Genomic DNA, 15386 nt, shown 5'->3' with positions numbered 1-15386 from the left:
TCTGGATGAGGATACGCTAACGCCAATATCGTGACGGCTGCGCGGAAACCGCGCGAGTTACATGACTTCGGCGGTGACGTGGCCGACACCGGCGCTGGTCAGGCCGATGGCACGGGCCGCGCCCGTTGACAGGTCGAGAACCCGGCCGCGAATGAACGGGCCGCGATCGTTGATGGTCACGACGACGCTGCGGCCGCCATGGGTGACGCGAAGCTTGGTGCCGAACGGCAGGCTGCGATGGGCCGCGGTCATGGCTTCCTGGTTGAAGCGCTGACCGGAGGCCGTCTGGCGGCCGGCTTCATTGCCGTAGAACGACGCGATCCCCGAGAAGCTCCGGCCCATGCCCGATCCGATCGACGCATTGGACTCGCGCCAGGCATTGTCGGCCCGGGCGGCATGGTGGGCAAAGTGGTGATGATGGTGGTGGTGCCGATAGGGCCTCGCCGAGGCCTCAGAGGCGGTACCGCCGGTAAAAGCAGCTGCGGCAAAAAGGATGAGCGCCGTACGCGACTGGGTTACTTTTCCCAATGCCTGCTTGTTGAGTTTCAGCATTATATCAGTCCCTCAAAGTAGTAATGCCACAACTGTGGCATGTGGAACCCCCGCTCCGTTGTCCAGGAGCGCCGTTTGATTCCGCAATGAGGCATAAAAACGGCAGTAGAACTGGTTTATCGCACCGCGAAACATCTCGTGAGATGGAACAGAAGATCAGACGATGTTCCGGAACCCCAAAATTAACGTTTGAGTTTACCAATCTATACTTCAAAGGTTATCTTATTACTGATCTTTGAAGTTCTCGCGGTGGTTGCCGAGATTTCAGCAAGTAATGCGAGCCGGGAAGGGCTGGGTGCCTTTCCGCGTTCCACCCGCTGAGCGCATGCTGCCATGCAGCAAGGCTTGGAACGATCTCGTCTGTGGCGATCCGGTTTCTAAATACCGCCATGGTTCGCCTGACCATCGCGGCGAATCGTCGGGCGAGGTGCCGTCAAATCGTGTGCGACAAGGAGCGCCGCGAATGGGCGGTCATGTTGCACCTGCTGTCTCGCTATGTTAGCAAAGCCGCGATTTTAACGGTCCCGGCGCTGCCTGTGCCGGTCGAAAATCGAAGTCCCGCTTGAACTCCAAGGGCTTGGATCGCTAGGCGCCGTATTTTGGCGACGGTTTTTCCCTTGCGAGTTTGACAGCAAAAAAAGAGCGCGCTTGTGGCTGAGAATCCGTCGGTGTCGGGAGTGTCTGGTCGTTACGCAACGGCCTTGTTCGAACTGGCGCGCGATGAACGGTCGATCGATTCAGTCAAGGCCGACCTCGATAAATTCGAGGCGATGCTGGCGGACAGCGCCGATCTGAAGCGTCTGGTTCGCAGCCCGGTTTTCTCCTCCGAAGCGCAGGCGAAGGCGTTGTCGGCCGTGCTCGACAAGGCTGGAATTTCCGGTATTTCCGCCAACTTCCTGAAAGTTCTCACCGCCAACCGGCGGCTGTTCGCGGTGGATCAGGTGATCCGCGCGTTCGGTGCGCTGGTCGCGAAGTTCAAGGGCGAGGCCATCGCCGAAGTCACGGTGGCCGAACAGCTCAGCGACAAGAATCTCGATGCCCTCAAGGTCGCCTTGAAGTCGGTGACGGGCAAAGATGTTTCTCTCAACGTGAATGTCGATCCGTCGATCATCGGCGGCCTTGTTGTCAAACTCGGCAGCCGCATGGTCGATAGTTCGCTTCGCACCAAACTCAATTCGATCAAGCACGCGATGAAAGAGGCAGGCTGATGGACATCCGCGCGGCGGAAATTTCCGCGATCCTCAAGGACCAGATCAAGAATTTCGGCCAGGAGGCCGAGGTCTCCGAAGTCGGGCAGGTGTTGTCCGTCGGTGACGGTATCGCCCGCGTTTTCGGCCTCGACAACGTCCAGGCCGGCGAAATGGTCGAGTTCGAGAACGGCACGCGCGGCATGGCGCTGAACCTCGAAACCGACAACGTCGGTATCGTTATTTTCGGCGCCGACCGCGAGATCAAGGAAGGCCAGACCGTCAAGCGCACCCGCGCCATCGTCGACACGCCGGTCGGCAAAGGCCTGCTCGGCCGCGTCGTCGATGCGCTCGGCAATCCGATCGACGGCAAGGGCCCGATCAAGGCCGACAAGCGCATGCGCGTTGACGTCAAGGCGCCCGGCATCATTCCGCGCAAATCGGTCAACGAGCCGATGGCGACCGGCCTCAAGGCGATCGATGCGCTGATTCCGATCGGCCGCGGCCAGCGCGAGCTGATCATCGGCGACCGCCAGACCGGCAAGACCGCGATCGCGCTCGACACCATCCTCAACCAGAAGCCGCTCAACGCGCAACCGGACGAGAACATCAAGCTCTATTGCGTCTACGTCGCGATCGGGCAGAAGCGCTCCACCGTTGCCCAGTTCGTGAAGGTGCTCGAAGAGCAGGGCGCGCTGGAATATTCCGTCGTGGTCGCCGCCACGGCTTCCGATCCGGCCCCGATGCAGTACATCGCGCCCTTCACCGCCTGCACCATGGGCGAATTCTTCCGCGACAACGGCATGCACGCGGTCATCATCTATGACGACTTGTCCAAGCAGGCCGTCGCCTACCGCCAGATGTCGCTGCTGCTGCGCCGCCCGCCGGGCCGCGAAGCCTATCCCGGTGACGTGTTCTATCTGCATTCACGCCTGCTCGAGCGCGCTGCGAAGCTCAGCAAGGACCATGGTTCGGGATCGCTCACGGCGCTGCCGGTCATCGAAACCCAGGCCAACGACGTGTCGGCCTACATTCCGACCAACGTGATTTCGATCACCGACGGCCAGATCTTCCTCGAAACCGACCTGTTCTTCCAGGGCATCCGTCCTGCCGTGAACGTCGGTCTGTCGGTGTCGCGCGTCGGATCGTCGGCGCAGACCAAGGCGATGAAAAAGGTCGCCGGCAAGATCAAGGGCGAACTGGCGCAGTACCGCGAAATGGCGGCGTTCGCGCAGTTCGGCTCCGACCTCGACGCCTCGACCCAGCGCTTGCTCAATCGCGGCTCGCGCCTGACCGAACTGCTCAAGCAGCCGCAATTCTCGCCGCTGAAGATGGAAGAGCAGGTCTGCGTGATCTGGGCCGGCACCAACGGCTATCTCGATGCGCTTCCGCTCAACAAGGTGAGGGCGTTCGAGGACGGATTGCTCTCGACGCTGCGCGGCAAGAACGTCGACATCCTCAACACCATCCGCGACAGCCGCGATCTTAGCGACGACACCGCAGCCAAGCTGAAGGGCGTGGTTGAGGGTTTCGTCAAGACCTTCGCGTAACGGCCAACGCGGAACAACAAACGAATGCCCGGCGCGAGGCCGGGCATGATGATGGGACAGGCTAGCGGTCTGGTCTTGTGAAGGATCGGATCGCCGGGGTGAACGAAGAATGGCTTCACTGAAGGACATGCGGGTCCGCATCGCCTCGACCAAGGCGACGCAGAAGATCACCAAGGCGATGCAGATGGTCGCGGCCTCGAAGCTGCGCCGCGCGCAGACTGCCGCCGAAGCCGCCCGGCCCTATGCCGAAAAGATGGACGCGGTGATTTCCGGCATCGCGGCCGCCGCCACAGGCTCGCCCGGCGCGCCGGCGCTGCTGGCCGGCACCGGCAAGGATCAGGTGCATCTGCTTCTGGTCTGCACCGGCGAACGCGGCCTTTGCGGCGCGTTCAACTCCTCGATCGTCCGGCTCGCGCGCGAACATGCCAACAAGCTGATCGCGCAGGGCAAGGAAGTGAAGTTCTTCTGCGTCGGCCGCAAGGGTCTCGAGCAGCTTCGCCGCACCTTCGAAAAGCAGATCGTGGAAAGCGTCGAACTGCGTTCGGTTCGCCAGCTGGGTTTTGTCAACGCCGAAGACATCGCCAACAAGGTCATCACGCGGTTTGAGGCCGGCGAATTCGACGTCTGCACGCTGTTCTATTCGCGCTTCAAATCGGTGATCGCCCAGATCCCGACCGCACAGCAGATCATTCCGCTGGTGGTGGAAGCCTCCGCCGCAACGTCCGCGCCTGCGGTTTCCTACGAATATGAGCCGGAAGAAGACGAAATTCTGCCCCGGCTGCTGCCGCGTAATATCGCGGTTCAGGTTTTCCGCGCGTTGCTCGAAAACAACGCTTCGTTCTACGGCGCCCAGATGAGCGCGATGGACAATGCGACCCGCAACGCCGGCGACATGATCCGCAAGCAGACGCTGGTCTACAACCGGACCCGCCAGGCGATGATCACCAAGGAACTGATCGAAATCATTTCGGGCGCCGAGGCGATCTGACGATCGCGGCGGCTGCCCTGAGGTTTTAGGAATTCGAAGGAGAGAGTTATGGCCACACCAGCCAATCAGAACGGGCGTGTCACGCAGGTCATCGGCGCCGTCGTCGACGTCCAGTTCGAAGGTCACCTGCCGGCAATTCTCAATTCGCTGGAAACCAAGAACGGGGGCAACCGCCTCGTTCTGGAAGTCGCCCAGCATCTCGGCGAATCCACCGTGCGAACCATCGCCATGGACACCACCGAAGGCCTGGTCCGCGGTCAGGAGGTCTCTGACACTGGCGCACCGATCCGGGTGCCGGTTGGCGCCGGTACGCTCGGCCGCATCATCAACGTCATCGGCGAGCCGATCGACGAAGCCGGTCCGGTTCAGGCCGAGGACCTGCGCGCGATCCATCAGGAAGCGCCGCTCTATACCGATCAGTCAACGGAAGCCGAAATTCTCGTCACCGGCATCAAGGTCGTCGACCTGCTTGCTCCCTACGCCAAGGGCGGCAAGGTCGGCCTGTTCGGCGGCGCCGGCGTCGGCAAGACCGTGCTGATTCAGGAACTCATCAACAACGTCGCCAAGGCGCACGGTGGCTACTCGGTGTTCGCCGGTGTCGGCGAGCGTACCCGCGAAGGCAACGACCTCTACCACGAGTTCATCGAATCCAAGGTCAACGCCGATCCGCACAATCCCGATCCGAGCGTGAAGTCGAAGTGCGCACTGGTGTTCGGCCAGATGAACGAGCCGCCGGGCGCGCGCGCCCGCGTCGGTCTCACGGGTCTGACGGTTGCCGAGCACTTCCGCGACCAGGGCCAGGACGTGCTGTTCTTCGTCGACAACATCTTCCGCTTTACGCAAGCCGGTTCCGAAGTGTCGGCGCTGCTGGGGCGTATTCCTTCGGCCGTGGGTTATCAGCCGACGCTCGCCACCGACATGGGCGCGTTGCAGGAGCGCATCACCACCACCAACAAGGGCTCGATTACTTCGGTGCAGGCGATCTACGTGCCGGCCGACGACTTGACCGACCCCGCGCCCGCCACCTCGTTCGCCCACTTGGACGCGACCACGGTGTTGTCGCGCGCGATTTCGGAAAAGGGCATCTACCCGGCGGTCGACCCGCTCGACTCGACCTCGCGCATGCTTTCGCCGCTGGTTGTCGGCGAAGAGCACTACAGCACCGCACGCCTGGTACAGCAGGTGCTGCAGAAGTATAAGTCGCTGCAGGACATCATCGCCATTCTCGGCATGGACGAATTGTCGGAAGAGGACAAGATCACGGTGGCGCGGGCCCGCAAGGTCGAGCGCTTCCTGTCGCAGCCGTTCCACGTCGCCGAAGTCTTCACCGGTTCGCCCGGCAAGTTCGTCGACCTCGCCGACACCATCAAGGGCTTCCGCGATCTTTGCGAAGGCAAGTACGATCACCTGCCGGAAGCCGCCTTCTACATGGTCGGCACGATCGAAGAGGCGGTCGAAAAAGGCAAGAAGCTCGCCGCCGAAGCCGCGTAAGCTTTTGGTGCCGTCATCGCCGGTTGATCCGGCGACCCATCGAAAGAGCAGGTTTCGACTGATGGACCCGCTGGGCGTGCAAGCCCGCGGGTGACCACGGAAGGAAAACGGAAAGACCATGGCCACCTTTCACTTCGATCTCGTCTCGCCCGAAAAGATGGCGTTCTCCGGTGAGGTCGATCAGGTCGACGTTCCCGGCGCCGAAGGCGATTTCGGTGTGCTGGCCGGTCACGCACCGGTCGTGGCCGCGATCCGGCCGGGCATCCTGACGGTGATTTCGGGCGGCTCGAAGCAGAAGATCATCGTGCTCGGCGGGATTGCCGAGGTTTCGGAGAAGGGCCTGACGGTCCTTGCCGACGTCGCCACCTCGATCGACGAACTCGACCGGGCGAAGTTTGCGGAAACGATTTCCGACATGGAAGCCAAGCTCTCCGAAAAGGAAGGCTCCGAGCTCGACAAGGCGATCGAGCGGCTCGACCACTTCAAGAATATCCAGCAAGAGCTGAATACGACGGCGATGCACTAAGAGACCAGGTCGCGGTTGCGACCGCAGACGTCTGACGGCATGTTGTAGCGCGCTTGGGTAGATCCGGGGCCAGCTGTCATGAAACGCAAGATCGCGGCGATATTCGCAGCCGACATTGCCGGTTACTCCAGACTGGTCGCTGAAGACGAAGAGGAGACGCTGCGCCGCCTCGCCTCGTACCGTCAGGTCACCGACGATTTCATCAGCCGGTATGGCGGCCGAATCTTCAACACCGCAGGCGACGCCGTGCTGGCCGAGTTCTCCAGCGCGGTCGAGGCCGTCAGGTGCGCGATCGACATCCAGGAAAGTCTGCGCACCCGCAATCTCGCTTATCCGCCCAGCCGCCACATGAGCTTCCGCATCGGCATCACCATCGGTGATGTGGTCGAGCGCGACGGCGATCTGCTCGGTGACGGCGTCAATATCGCGGCCCGTCTCGAGGGCCTTGCTGAGGTCGGCGGCATCTGCGTTTCACGCGCCGTCCACGAGCAGGTGGCCAACAAGCTGTCGGTGCAGTTCGCCGATATCGGCGCGCAGGAAGTCAAAAACATTCCCAATCCCGTTCACGCTTTCATGGTCTCCATGAAACGGGAAGACGGAACTTATGCGGCGCCGCTGCCGCCGTCGAAGAAGCCTGTTCCGCAAAGCTCGGTCGGGCCGAACTGGCTCTGGCCGGCGGTGGTGATGGTGGTGTGCCTGGCCGCAATCGGCGTCGGCGGCTTCCTCTATTTCACCAAGCTTGAAATCCAGGAGAACGCCAAGGCCTCGATGGCGTCGAGCCCGATCGCTTCGCCGACCGCTGCGCCAGCCGCGCCCGAACCGATGCCGAAAACGGCGGCCATGCCGAAGATGCCACCGCCGATGCCAACCACATCGATGCCGGCTGCGCCAATGCCACCGATGCCGGCGAAACAGATGCCGCCTCCGGCGATGCCGCTCGCCGAGAAATTCGCCGCCGAATCCATCCCTTTCGTTCCGGACAGAGCGCGGCAGCGTCTGGCCTCCGACTACGCGCCGGCCGGCGGTGACAAGGCGCTGGCGCTGACGATTTCAGGCGTTCATGCCTTTGCGGCGAACCAGGCGAATGAGGAAGCCGCCCGCAATCAGGCGCTCGAGCAGTGCCAAAAATTCGCGGATGCGATGCAACCGCAGCGCAAATGCGAGGTCTACGCGGTCGGCGATACCGTCGTTTATCCGCATGGCCGGCCGCCGATGCCGCCGATGCCATGGCTGCGGCGCGATCCATTGATCGAGAAGCCGTTCTCCGCCAAGGACACGCCGATCGTACACGATGTCGGCAAGGTCAGGCTGGAGGCGCTGTATCCGCAAAGCCGCAAGTCCAGATCAATCGCGATCGGGCCGGCCGGGCAATTCTTCTTCAATTTCGGCATCGAGAGCGATGAAGAATCGATACGCCGGAATCTCGAGACGTGCGGAGCCGCCATCGGTACGGCCTGCATGATCGTCGCGCTCGACGACGTCTTTGTCGTTCCGGCGCCGATGACGCTGCGGGCGATCGGTTTCTTTCAGGCCCGGACGAACGCGATGATCGTGCCGGAGATGAGAGACGAAGTGATGCGCAAGCTCGCCGACGGCAACAGCGGATGGAGCGCAGTTGCGGTCGGCGCGGCGGGGCGGCCCGGCCTCGGGCTTAAAGCGCCCGGCGAGCAAGCCGCAATCAACGAAGCCATGAACAACTGCGCCAGGCGTGACAGCGATTGCCGCGTCATTGCCATCGGACCGTTTCTGGTCGGACCGAATTAATCCGGCGCGATCGCGAACTCTGAAAATTGTCGCGCGACCGCCAGATAGACGTCGCGCCGGAACGGCACCACCAGGTCGGCGACACGATCGAGGCGCTCCCAGCGCCATTGGTCGAATTCCGGCGGCTGGTCGTTGCGTGTCGTCAACGGATCGATCTCGTGTTCGGAGCCGGTAAGGCGCAGTGCAAACCATTTCTGTCGCTGGCCGCGAAACTGCGCCAGCCGGTGCGATGGCGGTCCCGAATAGGGCGGGAATTCATATGTCAGCCAGCCGGTCTCGCCGAGATAGTCGGCGTTCTTCACGCCCGTCTCCTCCCAGAGTTCGCGCATGACGGCGTCGCGTGGATTTTCGTCGGCGTCGATGCCGCCTTGCGGCATCTGCCATTCAAGGCCGGGGAGGATGATTTCCGGGCCGTCGTCCCTGAATCGTCGTCCAATCAGCACGCGGCCCGCGGCATTGAAGAGCGCAACGCCAACGTTTGGTCGGTAAGGCTTCTGCATGTGGGGTTCAGCGGGCAGCGGAAAACTCAGGCGCTCGCGAGTTTGGCGAATTCCTTGACCACGCGCTCGTAGACGGGCCGCTTGAACGGAACGATCAGGTCGGGGAGGTTCTTCATGGGCTCCCACCGCCAGCTCACGAATTCGGCCTTGTGCCCGCCTGGGCTTGCGACATTGATTTCGTCGTCATTGCCGGTGAAGCGCACGGCGTACCACTTCTGCCGCTGACCGCGATAGCGGCCCTTCCAGGCCCGCCCGGCGATGGTGCGCGGAATGTCGTAGACCAGCCAGTCCGCGACCTCGGCAAGCTTCTCGACCGAACGGACGTTGGTCTCCTCGTAAAGCTCCCGTTTGGCGGCTGCCCAGGTGTCCTCGCCGGGATCGACGCCGCCTTGCGGCATCTGCCAGACATGGGACTCGTCGACATGCTCGATGCCGCCGGCCCGGCGACCGATGAAGACCAGCCCGGCTGCGTTCATCAGCATCATGCCGACACAGGTTCGATAGGGCAGGTCTTCGTAACGCGCCATTCCGTCAGGGCCTCTCGCTTAGCTTGATTTTGATTTCAGCATCGCGGTTGTCAATGGCACGAGCAAAAGACCATGGCTGTCCAGCGTCCGGGTCCAGGCGCTGATCCGTTCGATCGAGATCGGCAAAGCCGAGGCGACGCCGACCGCCATGCCGCGTTCCTTGGCCAATCCCTCGAGTTTGGCCAGCGCGCGATCGATTTCGCCCGAGGTCGGGACCGCATCAATCGGGACGTCGGCCTTGGCAAAGGGAACCGCCTGTGTCGCCGCCAGCGACGGGGCGACGCTACGTGCCGAGCCGTCGTCGAACAGCCCGAGGCCGCGCTTGGCGGCTTCCTTCACGATCGGCGCCATCGCGGTATCGGTCGCCACAAAGCGAGCGCCCATGAAATTGGCGATGCCGGCATAGCCCTGGAACCGGCTGAGGTGCCAATACAGGCGATCGACGTTCTGCTCCGCCGCGAGTGTCGTCAGCAGGGTCTGCGGTCCCGGATCGTTGTCGGGATAATCATACGGCTCCATCGGGATTTGCAGCAGGATCTCGTGATGCTGCGCGCGGGCCCGCTCGACCAGCTTGCCTGGGTCCGAGCCATAAGGGGTAAACGCCAGCGTCACCGCGGCCGGCAATTTCAGGATCGCATCCACCGTCTTGGCCGCGCCCACGCCGAGGCCGCCGACGACGATGGCAACGATCGGCATCTTTGCAGCCTTGGCCCGGTCGACGTCACCGGCATAGACGCTGACGGGCTTCAACCCGTCGGCGGCTATCGGGATCATGCCGTAGCGGGATTTTTCCAGAAGCCGCGGGTCGATCCCCGACATCATGGCGGGAGCCGCAGCCGGATCCTTGTCAGACGCCTCGCCACCGCCGATCGCTACGTCGTGGCGCGCGCCGCTGGAGCCATCGATGATGGTGACCGTGCGCTGTTCGGAGGCGCTAGTGGCCTTCGAATTGGCCGCGGGTTCAGCGCCATGCGCCGCGGTTGCGGGTTTCTCGGCCGGCATCTCGGGGGACTTCGTGGCCGCTTTATCTTCGCCTGACGAAGGCCCGATCGCGATTCGCACCAGCGGCTCGCCGCCGAATGGGTCGTCGTGGAAGAGGGCATAACCGGCAAAAGTCGCCAGAAACAGCCCGAGCAGGGCTGCCAAAGCCTGCTTTCCGGTGAAAGGCAGCCGAAAACGGCGCTTGCCGCGCGCGGTTTCCCGTCCAAGCGGAGCGCTCAGCTCGTCAGCCGCCTCTGCCATCGAATCCCCGAATCAATCGAGGTTAAAGATACCACGGCCACGCAAGGCGGCGGCAGGGTGGAACCGGGCTCTCGGAGAGCCGCCCGATCGGCCTCATCAGAGCGCTTTCGAGGTTCATGACGGCAAACAAAAAGGGCGGCCCGCGGGGCCGCCCTTTGATTGTGGAAAACAGCGCCAAGCCGATTAATTGGCTTCCTTGGTGGCAGGTTGCTTTTCGACCGAGGCCTTGTCGGTCGTCGACTTGTCGTCGCTTGCGCTGGCCGGCGCGCTGGCGTTGACCTTCACGCCATGCAACAGGTCGTCGGCCATCTTCAGCGCCTTGTCGTTTTTGGGATCCGGCGGCACGTAGGACTGCGAACCGGTCTTCTCGTCGCTGCCGTTGGTCAGGTGACCGCGCAGCGAGGCTTCGCCCTTGGTATCGGTGCGTGCCTTCAACTCATCCGGCACGTCCTGCAACACCTCGATGTCGGGCACGATGCCCTTGGCCTGGATCGACTTGCCGGACGGCGTGTAATAGCGCGCCGTGGTCAAGCGCAGGGCGCCATTGCCGGCGCCGAGCGGAATGATGGTCTGAACCGAACCCTTGCCGAACGAGCGGGTGCCGATCAGCGTTGCACGCTTGTGGTCCTGCAACGCGCCGGCGACGATCTCGGACGCCGAAGCCGATCCGCCGTTGATCAGTACGATCACCTGCTTGCCCTTGGTGAGGTCGCCCGGACGCGCCGAGCGGCGCTGGGTTTCCTCGGCGTTGCGTCCGCGGGTGGAGACGATTTCACCGCGCTCGAGGAAGGCATCGGAAACGGTCACGGCTTCTTCGAGAAGCCCGCCGGGATTGTTGCGCAGGTCGATGATGTAGCCCTTCAGCTTGTCACCGAGCTGGTTTTGCAGGTTGGCGATTTCCTTCTTCAGGCCTTCGGTGGTCTGCTCGTTGAAGGTGGTGATGCGAATATAGGCGATGTCGTCATCCTCGACGCGCGCGCGTACCGAGCGGACGCGGATGTTGTCGCGCACCAGCGTGATGTCCATCGGATTGTCCGCGCCCTTGCGCAGCACCTTGAGCCGGATCTTGGTGTTGACCGGGCCACGCATCCGCTCAACCGCTTGATTGAGCGTCAGGCCCTGGACCTGCTCGTCGTCGAGCATGGTGATGATGTCGTTGGCGAGGATGCCGGCCTTGGACGCCGGCGTGTCGTCGATCGGCGACACCACCTTGATCAAGCCGTCTTCCATGGTGACTTCGATGCCGAGCCCGCCGAATTCGCCGCGGGTCTGCACCTGCATGTCGCGGAAGCTCTTGGCATCCATGTAGCTGGAATGCGGATCGAGGCCGCTCAGCATGCCGCTGATCGCGGACTCAACGAGCTTGCTGTCGTCAGGCTTCTCGACATAGTCGCTGCGCACCCGCTCGAACACGTCGCCGAACAGATTGAGCTGGCGGTAGGTATCCGACGTCGCGGCGCGCGCAATCGAGCCCATCATCACCGAACGGGGCTGGGTTACGAAGAGCGTCAATGCCGCGCCGGTGGCGGCGCTGAGGAGAATGAGAGAAGTCTTGCGCATCATCCGCGAACCTTTTCGCCTTCATTTGCGGCCCACCATGGGCCTGGATCAATGGGAGTGCCGTCCTTACGGAACTCGATATAGAGCACGGGTTGGCTGGCACTGGTTGCCAGTATCGAAGCGACCTGGGATGTTGTCCCCATGGTCGCGACCGGCTCCCCCGTAAGAACAAACTGTCCGATGTTAACCGAAATGCGCCCCATTCCGGCGATCAGGACATGATACCCGCCCCCGGCGTTGAGGATCAAGAGTTGTCCGTAGCTGCGAAACGGACCAGCGTAAACGACCCAGCCGTCACACGGGGTTGTGACCTGCGCGCCGGCGCGGGCCGCCAAAGAAATGCCTTTTTCGACGCCACCTGCACCGTCGGAACCGCCAAAATCCCGTATTTTCACACCGTTGACCGGCAAAGCGAGCAATCCCTTGGCGGAGGCGAAAGCGATGGCCGGGCTCAACCGGGACGGGTTTTTCAGGCCGTTTAGATTCGGCTTCCCGTCGGCTGGATTGGGCGCTCCCTGCAAGGTGGCCGTGGCGGCAGCTTTCGCCGCGCTCCTGACGTCCTGTTCCATCTTGCTGATCAAGCCCTGAAGGCTGTCGACCTGCTTGGAGAGCGCAATGGCGCGCGAGCCTTCGCTCTCCAGGTCCTTCTCGATTCCGCTTTGTTTGCGCTGACGTTCGTCGACCAGGGCCGCAAGGCGGGTCTGGTCGTCCCTCAGGTGGTCGCGGTCGGCGGCCAGGCGATCGCGCTCGGCGCCAATCGCCTTGCGCAAGGCGACGAGCTCGCCGAGGTCCTTGGCCAGGACTTCGGCACGGGCACGCAATTCGGGCACAACCGATCCGAGCAGGATCGCGGTTCGGAGCGATTGCAGCGCATCCTCGGGCCTGACCAGCAGAGCGGGCGGCGTCCGGCGTCCGGCGCGCTGCAAGGCCGCCAGCACTTCCACCACCTCGGCGCGACGCGAATCGAGTGAACCTCTGATTTCCTGCTCGCGTGCATCGAGCGGGCGAAGCCGCGTCTCGGCGTCGCCGATTCGGCTTTCAATGGTTCTGACTTGCGCGGCGACATCGATCAACTGCGCATTGAGCTTAGCTCGGTCCTGACCGATCGCGGCGATCTCGGCCTTGAATTGCTGCTGCAACTCGGTCGAGCTCTTTTGCTGCGCGCGGGTCGCCTCGAGCTCCTGCTCGCGCTGCTTGATTGCGTCAGGCGATGCGGCCGCTTGCGGCGCAGGTAGCGCAACCTGCGCCGTTGCGGGGGCGCCGACCGAGACAAAACTGGCGGAAACGAAAATGGCCGAAAGGCGGGCCAGCGCGTCGCGGCGGGCGACGCCGTAAGGTTGCGGATTGTTCCGTGCCGGTTGCATCAATCCAGTTGTGCCTTACGCCAGCGCGCTTTGCGCCTTATGCGCGGTGATAGGGGTGGCCTGCCAGGATGGTGGCCGCACGGTAGACCTGTTCGAGAAGCATGACGCGCACCATCTGGTGCGGCCAGGTCGCGGAGCCAAAGGCCATCCTCATTTGTGCCTTGCGCCGCAATTCAGGCGAAAGTCCGTCCGCGCCGCCGATTGCGAAGATAGTATTGGCGGCCTGGTCGTCACGCCAGCGGGCGAGATTCCGGGCGAATGTACCGCTGTCGAGGCTGTCACCGCGTTCGTCGAGCGCGACCAGCACGGATTTGGGCGGGATTGCCGCCGAAATGGCCGCAGCTTCCTCTGAGATACGGGTATTTGCGTCTCGGGCGCGGCTCTCGGGCAACTCGTGAATCTCAAGCCCGCGAAATCCGAGCTTGCGGCCGATGTCGTCGAACCGCTCGCGATAGCGTTCGGCGAGTTCCCGCTCCGGCCCCTGCTTGAGCCGTCCGACGGCGATGACGAGAAGGCGCATGATCAGGCCAAGCTGCTCGGGTTTGCGTCTAGACAGACTTGGCTGACCACCAAGTTGACACTTGCCGTCCTCCGGAACGAGGTCCCAGGAAGCAAGTGCCGGACTCCAAACCCCACTCTCGACCGAAAGCTAGACCGCCTTCGCCGGACCCTGCGTCCACAATCTTTCGAGATTGTAGAACTCGCGGACCTCTGGCCTGAAGATGTGGAGGATCACGTCCCCGGAATCGATCAGCACCCAATCGCAATTGGGCAGACCTTCGACGTGGGGATTTTTGATTCCACTTTCTTTGAGACCTTTGGCGACGTTTTCCGCGATCGCGCCAACGTGCCGGTTCACCCGGCCGGTGGTGACGACCATGTAGTCGGAAAATGCCGATTTGCCGCGAAGGTCGATGGTGACCGTTTCTTCCGCCTTCATATCGTCGAGGCGGGAGAGGATCATATTCAGGGTCTTGTCGGCGTCTGGTTGCGCCTTCAAGGCCGCAGCTTGGGTCGATGTTTTACGCGCGGGTTTGGTTGCCTTGGGTAAAACAGACTTGGACAATACAGACGTGGCCAGGGACCATTCCTTTCACTGTATCGCGAACACCCGAATCCTTCGGACGCCCGCCCTCATTCTACGCATGTGGGGTTAATGGTTTCAATATCCAGTGTCCCGGTTCTGACGTAGGTAGCGAATGTCAAATCCGCCACACTGGTACCCCACCGTTTTCCGAAGTTCGAAAGCCTCGATCCGGCCACTCCCGACATGAACTTCGGAAAATGTGGGCGACCGGTATTTTGATGCTAGTGGAGTGGATTTGACATTCGCTACACTGTAGCCCGGAGTGCGTAATGCGAATGTCAAATCCACTCCACTAGAAACCTATATTTGCTAGTGGTCCTTTGATTCTAACATTTGCAAAAATGCCAGCCATATCGGATGCAAATGTTGGAATCGGACCACTAGAGAGGTCGGCTTGCGACCTCAATCCGTCCTCCAGCTTCCGTCCTGGTTCCGCAAACCGGTCGATGACAGGTACAGTTTCAGGCCGGTGAGAAAGACCCAGGCCGGTGTGGGCTGTTCGGCAAGGCCCGCCGCGTGAATTTCTGGAAGACGGTAGCGTCCGAGAGCCTGGGCGGCCGGCGAAGCGAGAGCGCGGAAGGTCTGGGGCGGGCGATCGATCACCGCGATCGGGACCTCGGATGCGATAACTCGCCAATCATGCCAGCGGTGAAATTGCGCAAGATTGTCCGCTCCCATGATCCAGACAAAATGCAGACCGGATGCGCGGCGGCACAAATATCTGATCGTCTCGGCAGTGTAGCGCGTTCCGATGACGGATTCGAGACAACTCACCTCGATGCGCGGATCGCGTGCAACTTGCCGCGCCGCTTCCATGCGCTCGGCAAGGTCATGCGGCGCGCGGTCGGCCTTGAGCGGATTGCCCGGCGTCACCAGCCACCACACCCGGTCAAGCTTCAGGCGCTTGATCGCAAACAGGCTGATGGCGCGATGGGCCAGATGCGGCGGATCGAACGAGCCGCCCAACAGGCCGATGCGCATGCCGTTGGCATAAGGCGGAAGGGCGGACGCCACAGTGGACGCGGCCGGAGAGATTTTTCTCAACGCG

15 protein-coding genes are annotated in these 15386 nt (G+C 62.4%); 6 read left to right on the top strand and 9 right to left on the bottom strand.

The features are described from left to right. Positions 1–57: 57 nt before the first annotated feature. A complete protein-coding gene (locus BUA38_RS12635; protein ID WP_072818217.1) occupies positions 58–552 on the bottom strand; it encodes a septal ring lytic transglycosylase RlpA family protein in 495 nt (164 codons plus the stop codon). A 650-nt stretch (positions 553–1202) separates the two neighbouring features. On the opposite strand from BUA38_RS12635, the gene BUA38_RS12630 reads away from it, so the two are divergent. The 6 genes from BUA38_RS12630 (at position 1203) to BUA38_RS12605 (ending at position 8058) form a co-directional block, all read left to right on the top strand. Next, on the top strand, positions 1203–1760 hold the full coding sequence (locus tag BUA38_RS12630; RefSeq protein WP_072818216.1) for a F0F1 ATP synthase subunit delta: 558 nt from the start codon (positions 1203–1205) through the stop codon (positions 1758–1760). Then, positions 1760–3289 carry a F0F1 ATP synthase subunit alpha gene (gene atpA / locus BUA38_RS12625; RefSeq protein ID WP_072818215.1) on the top strand — a complete coding sequence of 510 codons (1530 nt, stop codon included), beginning with the start codon at positions 1760–1762 and terminating at the stop codon, positions 3287–3289. Before BUA38_RS12630 ends, atpA begins: the two co-directional genes overlap by 1 nt. 109 nt (positions 3290–3398) lie before the next feature. Then, positions 3399–4277, top strand: coding sequence for a F0F1 ATP synthase subunit gamma (locus BUA38_RS12620; RefSeq protein WP_072818214.1), 879 nt, complete (start codon positions 3399–3401; stop codon positions 4275–4277). Between the two features lie 48 nt (positions 4278–4325). Further along, entirely contained in the window at positions 4326–5768 is a 1443-nt protein-coding gene (gene atpD / locus BUA38_RS12615) for a F0F1 ATP synthase subunit beta (RefSeq protein WP_072818213.1), read from the top strand. Positions 5769–5886: 118 nt separating this feature from the next. Beyond that, complete coding sequence (locus BUA38_RS12610; protein ID WP_072818212.1) at positions 5887–6294, top strand: F0F1 ATP synthase subunit epsilon; 408 nt, start codon at positions 5887–5889, stop codon at positions 6292–6294. A gap of 78 nt (positions 6295–6372) precedes the next feature. Next, a complete protein-coding gene (locus BUA38_RS12605) occupies positions 6373–8058 on the top strand; it encodes an adenylate/guanylate cyclase domain-containing protein (RefSeq protein WP_072818211.1) in 1686 nt (561 codons plus the stop codon). On the opposite strand, the gene BUA38_RS12600 is transcribed toward BUA38_RS12605, so the two are convergent. From BUA38_RS12600 to BUA38_RS12565, 8 genes are all read right to left on the bottom strand, one after another. Beyond that, on the bottom strand, positions 8055–8558 hold the full coding sequence (locus tag BUA38_RS12600) for an RNA pyrophosphohydrolase (RefSeq protein WP_072818210.1): 504 nt from the start codon (positions 8556–8558) through the stop codon (positions 8055–8057). The genes BUA38_RS12605 and BUA38_RS12600 overlap by 4 nt on opposite strands. Before the next feature lie 26 nt (positions 8559–8584). Then, a complete protein-coding gene (locus BUA38_RS12595) occupies positions 8585–9085 on the bottom strand; it encodes an RNA pyrophosphohydrolase (protein ID WP_072818209.1) in 501 nt (166 codons plus the stop codon). 18 nt (positions 9086–9103) lie between these two features. Then, on the bottom strand, positions 9104–10327 hold the full coding sequence (locus tag BUA38_RS12590; RefSeq protein ID WP_072818208.1) for a divergent polysaccharide deacetylase family protein: 1224 nt from the start codon (positions 10325–10327) through the stop codon (positions 9104–9106). Positions 10328–10510: 183 nt separating this feature from the next. Continuing rightward, a complete protein-coding gene (locus BUA38_RS12585) occupies positions 10511–11890 on the bottom strand; it encodes a S41 family peptidase (protein ID WP_072818207.1) in 1380 nt (459 codons plus the stop codon). After that, on the bottom strand, positions 11887–13251 hold the full coding sequence (locus tag BUA38_RS12580; protein ID WP_072818206.1) for a murein hydrolase activator EnvC family protein: 1365 nt from the start codon (positions 13249–13251) through the stop codon (positions 11887–11889). The genes BUA38_RS12585 and BUA38_RS12580 overlap by 4 nt, the downstream gene beginning before the upstream one ends. Before the next feature lie 37 nt (positions 13252–13288). Continuing rightward, positions 13289–13771: a 23S rRNA (pseudouridine(1915)-N(3))-methyltransferase RlmH gene (gene rlmH, locus BUA38_RS12575; RefSeq protein ID WP_072818205.1), complete on the bottom strand. Its 483-nt coding sequence runs from the start codon at positions 13769–13771 to the stop codon at positions 13289–13291. Positions 13772–13900: 129 nt separating this feature from the next. Next, complete coding sequence (rsfS, locus tag BUA38_RS12570; RefSeq protein ID WP_072818204.1) at positions 13901–14251, bottom strand: ribosome silencing factor; 351 nt, start codon at positions 14249–14251, stop codon at positions 13901–13903. Between the two features lie 489 nt (positions 14252–14740). Next, positions 14741–15373, bottom strand: coding sequence for a nicotinate-nucleotide adenylyltransferase (locus BUA38_RS12565; RefSeq protein ID WP_072826074.1), 633 nt, complete (start codon positions 15371–15373; stop codon positions 14741–14743). Between the last annotated feature and the right edge of the window lie 13 nt (positions 15374–15386).

The organism is Bradyrhizobium erythrophlei (genome assembly GCF_900142985.1).
Lineage (GTDB): Bacteria > Pseudomonadota > Alphaproteobacteria > Rhizobiales > Xanthobacteraceae > Bradyrhizobium > Bradyrhizobium erythrophlei_B.
The sequence above is the reverse complement of the archived record's forward strand: the minus strand, read 5'-3'. Positions and strand labels throughout refer to the sequence as shown.

Coding starts and splice junctions, on each gene's coding strand:
- BUA38_RS12635 (WP_072818217.1), bottom strand. CDS start 552: ATGCTGAAACTCAACAAGCAGGCATTGGGAAAAGTAACCCAGTCGCGT.
- atpA (WP_072818215.1), top strand. CDS start 1,760: ATGGACATCCGCGCGGCGGAAATTTCCGCGATCCTCAAGGACCAGATC.
- BUA38_RS12620 (WP_072818214.1), top strand. CDS start 3,399: ATGGCTTCACTGAAGGACATGCGGGTCCGCATCGCCTCGACCAAGGCG.
- atpD (WP_072818213.1), top strand. CDS start 4,326: ATGGCCACACCAGCCAATCAGAACGGGCGTGTCACGCAGGTCATCGGC.
- BUA38_RS12610 (WP_072818212.1), top strand. CDS start 5,887: ATGGCCACCTTTCACTTCGATCTCGTCTCGCCCGAAAAGATGGCGTTC.
- BUA38_RS12605 (WP_072818211.1), top strand. CDS start 6,373: ATGAAACGCAAGATCGCGGCGATATTCGCAGCCGACATTGCCGGTTAC.
- BUA38_RS12600 (WP_072818210.1), bottom strand. CDS start 8,558: ATGCAGAAGCCTTACCGACCAAACGTTGGCGTTGCGCTCTTCAATGCC.
- BUA38_RS12595 (WP_072818209.1), bottom strand. CDS start 9,085: ATGGCGCGTTACGAAGACCTGCCCTATCGAACCTGTGTCGGCATGATG.
- BUA38_RS12590 (WP_072818208.1), bottom strand. CDS start 10,327: ATGGCAGAGGCGGCTGACGAGCTGAGCGCTCCGCTTGGACGGGAAACC.
- BUA38_RS12585 (WP_072818207.1), bottom strand. CDS start 11,890: ATGATGCGCAAGACTTCTCTCATTCTCCTCAGCGCCGCCACCGGCGCG.
- BUA38_RS12580 (WP_072818206.1), bottom strand. CDS start 13,251: ATGCAACCGGCACGGAACAATCCGCAACCTTACGGCGTCGCCCGCCGC.
- rlmH (WP_072818205.1), bottom strand. CDS start 13,771: ATGCGCCTTCTCGTCATCGCCGTCGGACGGCTCAAGCAGGGGCCGGAG.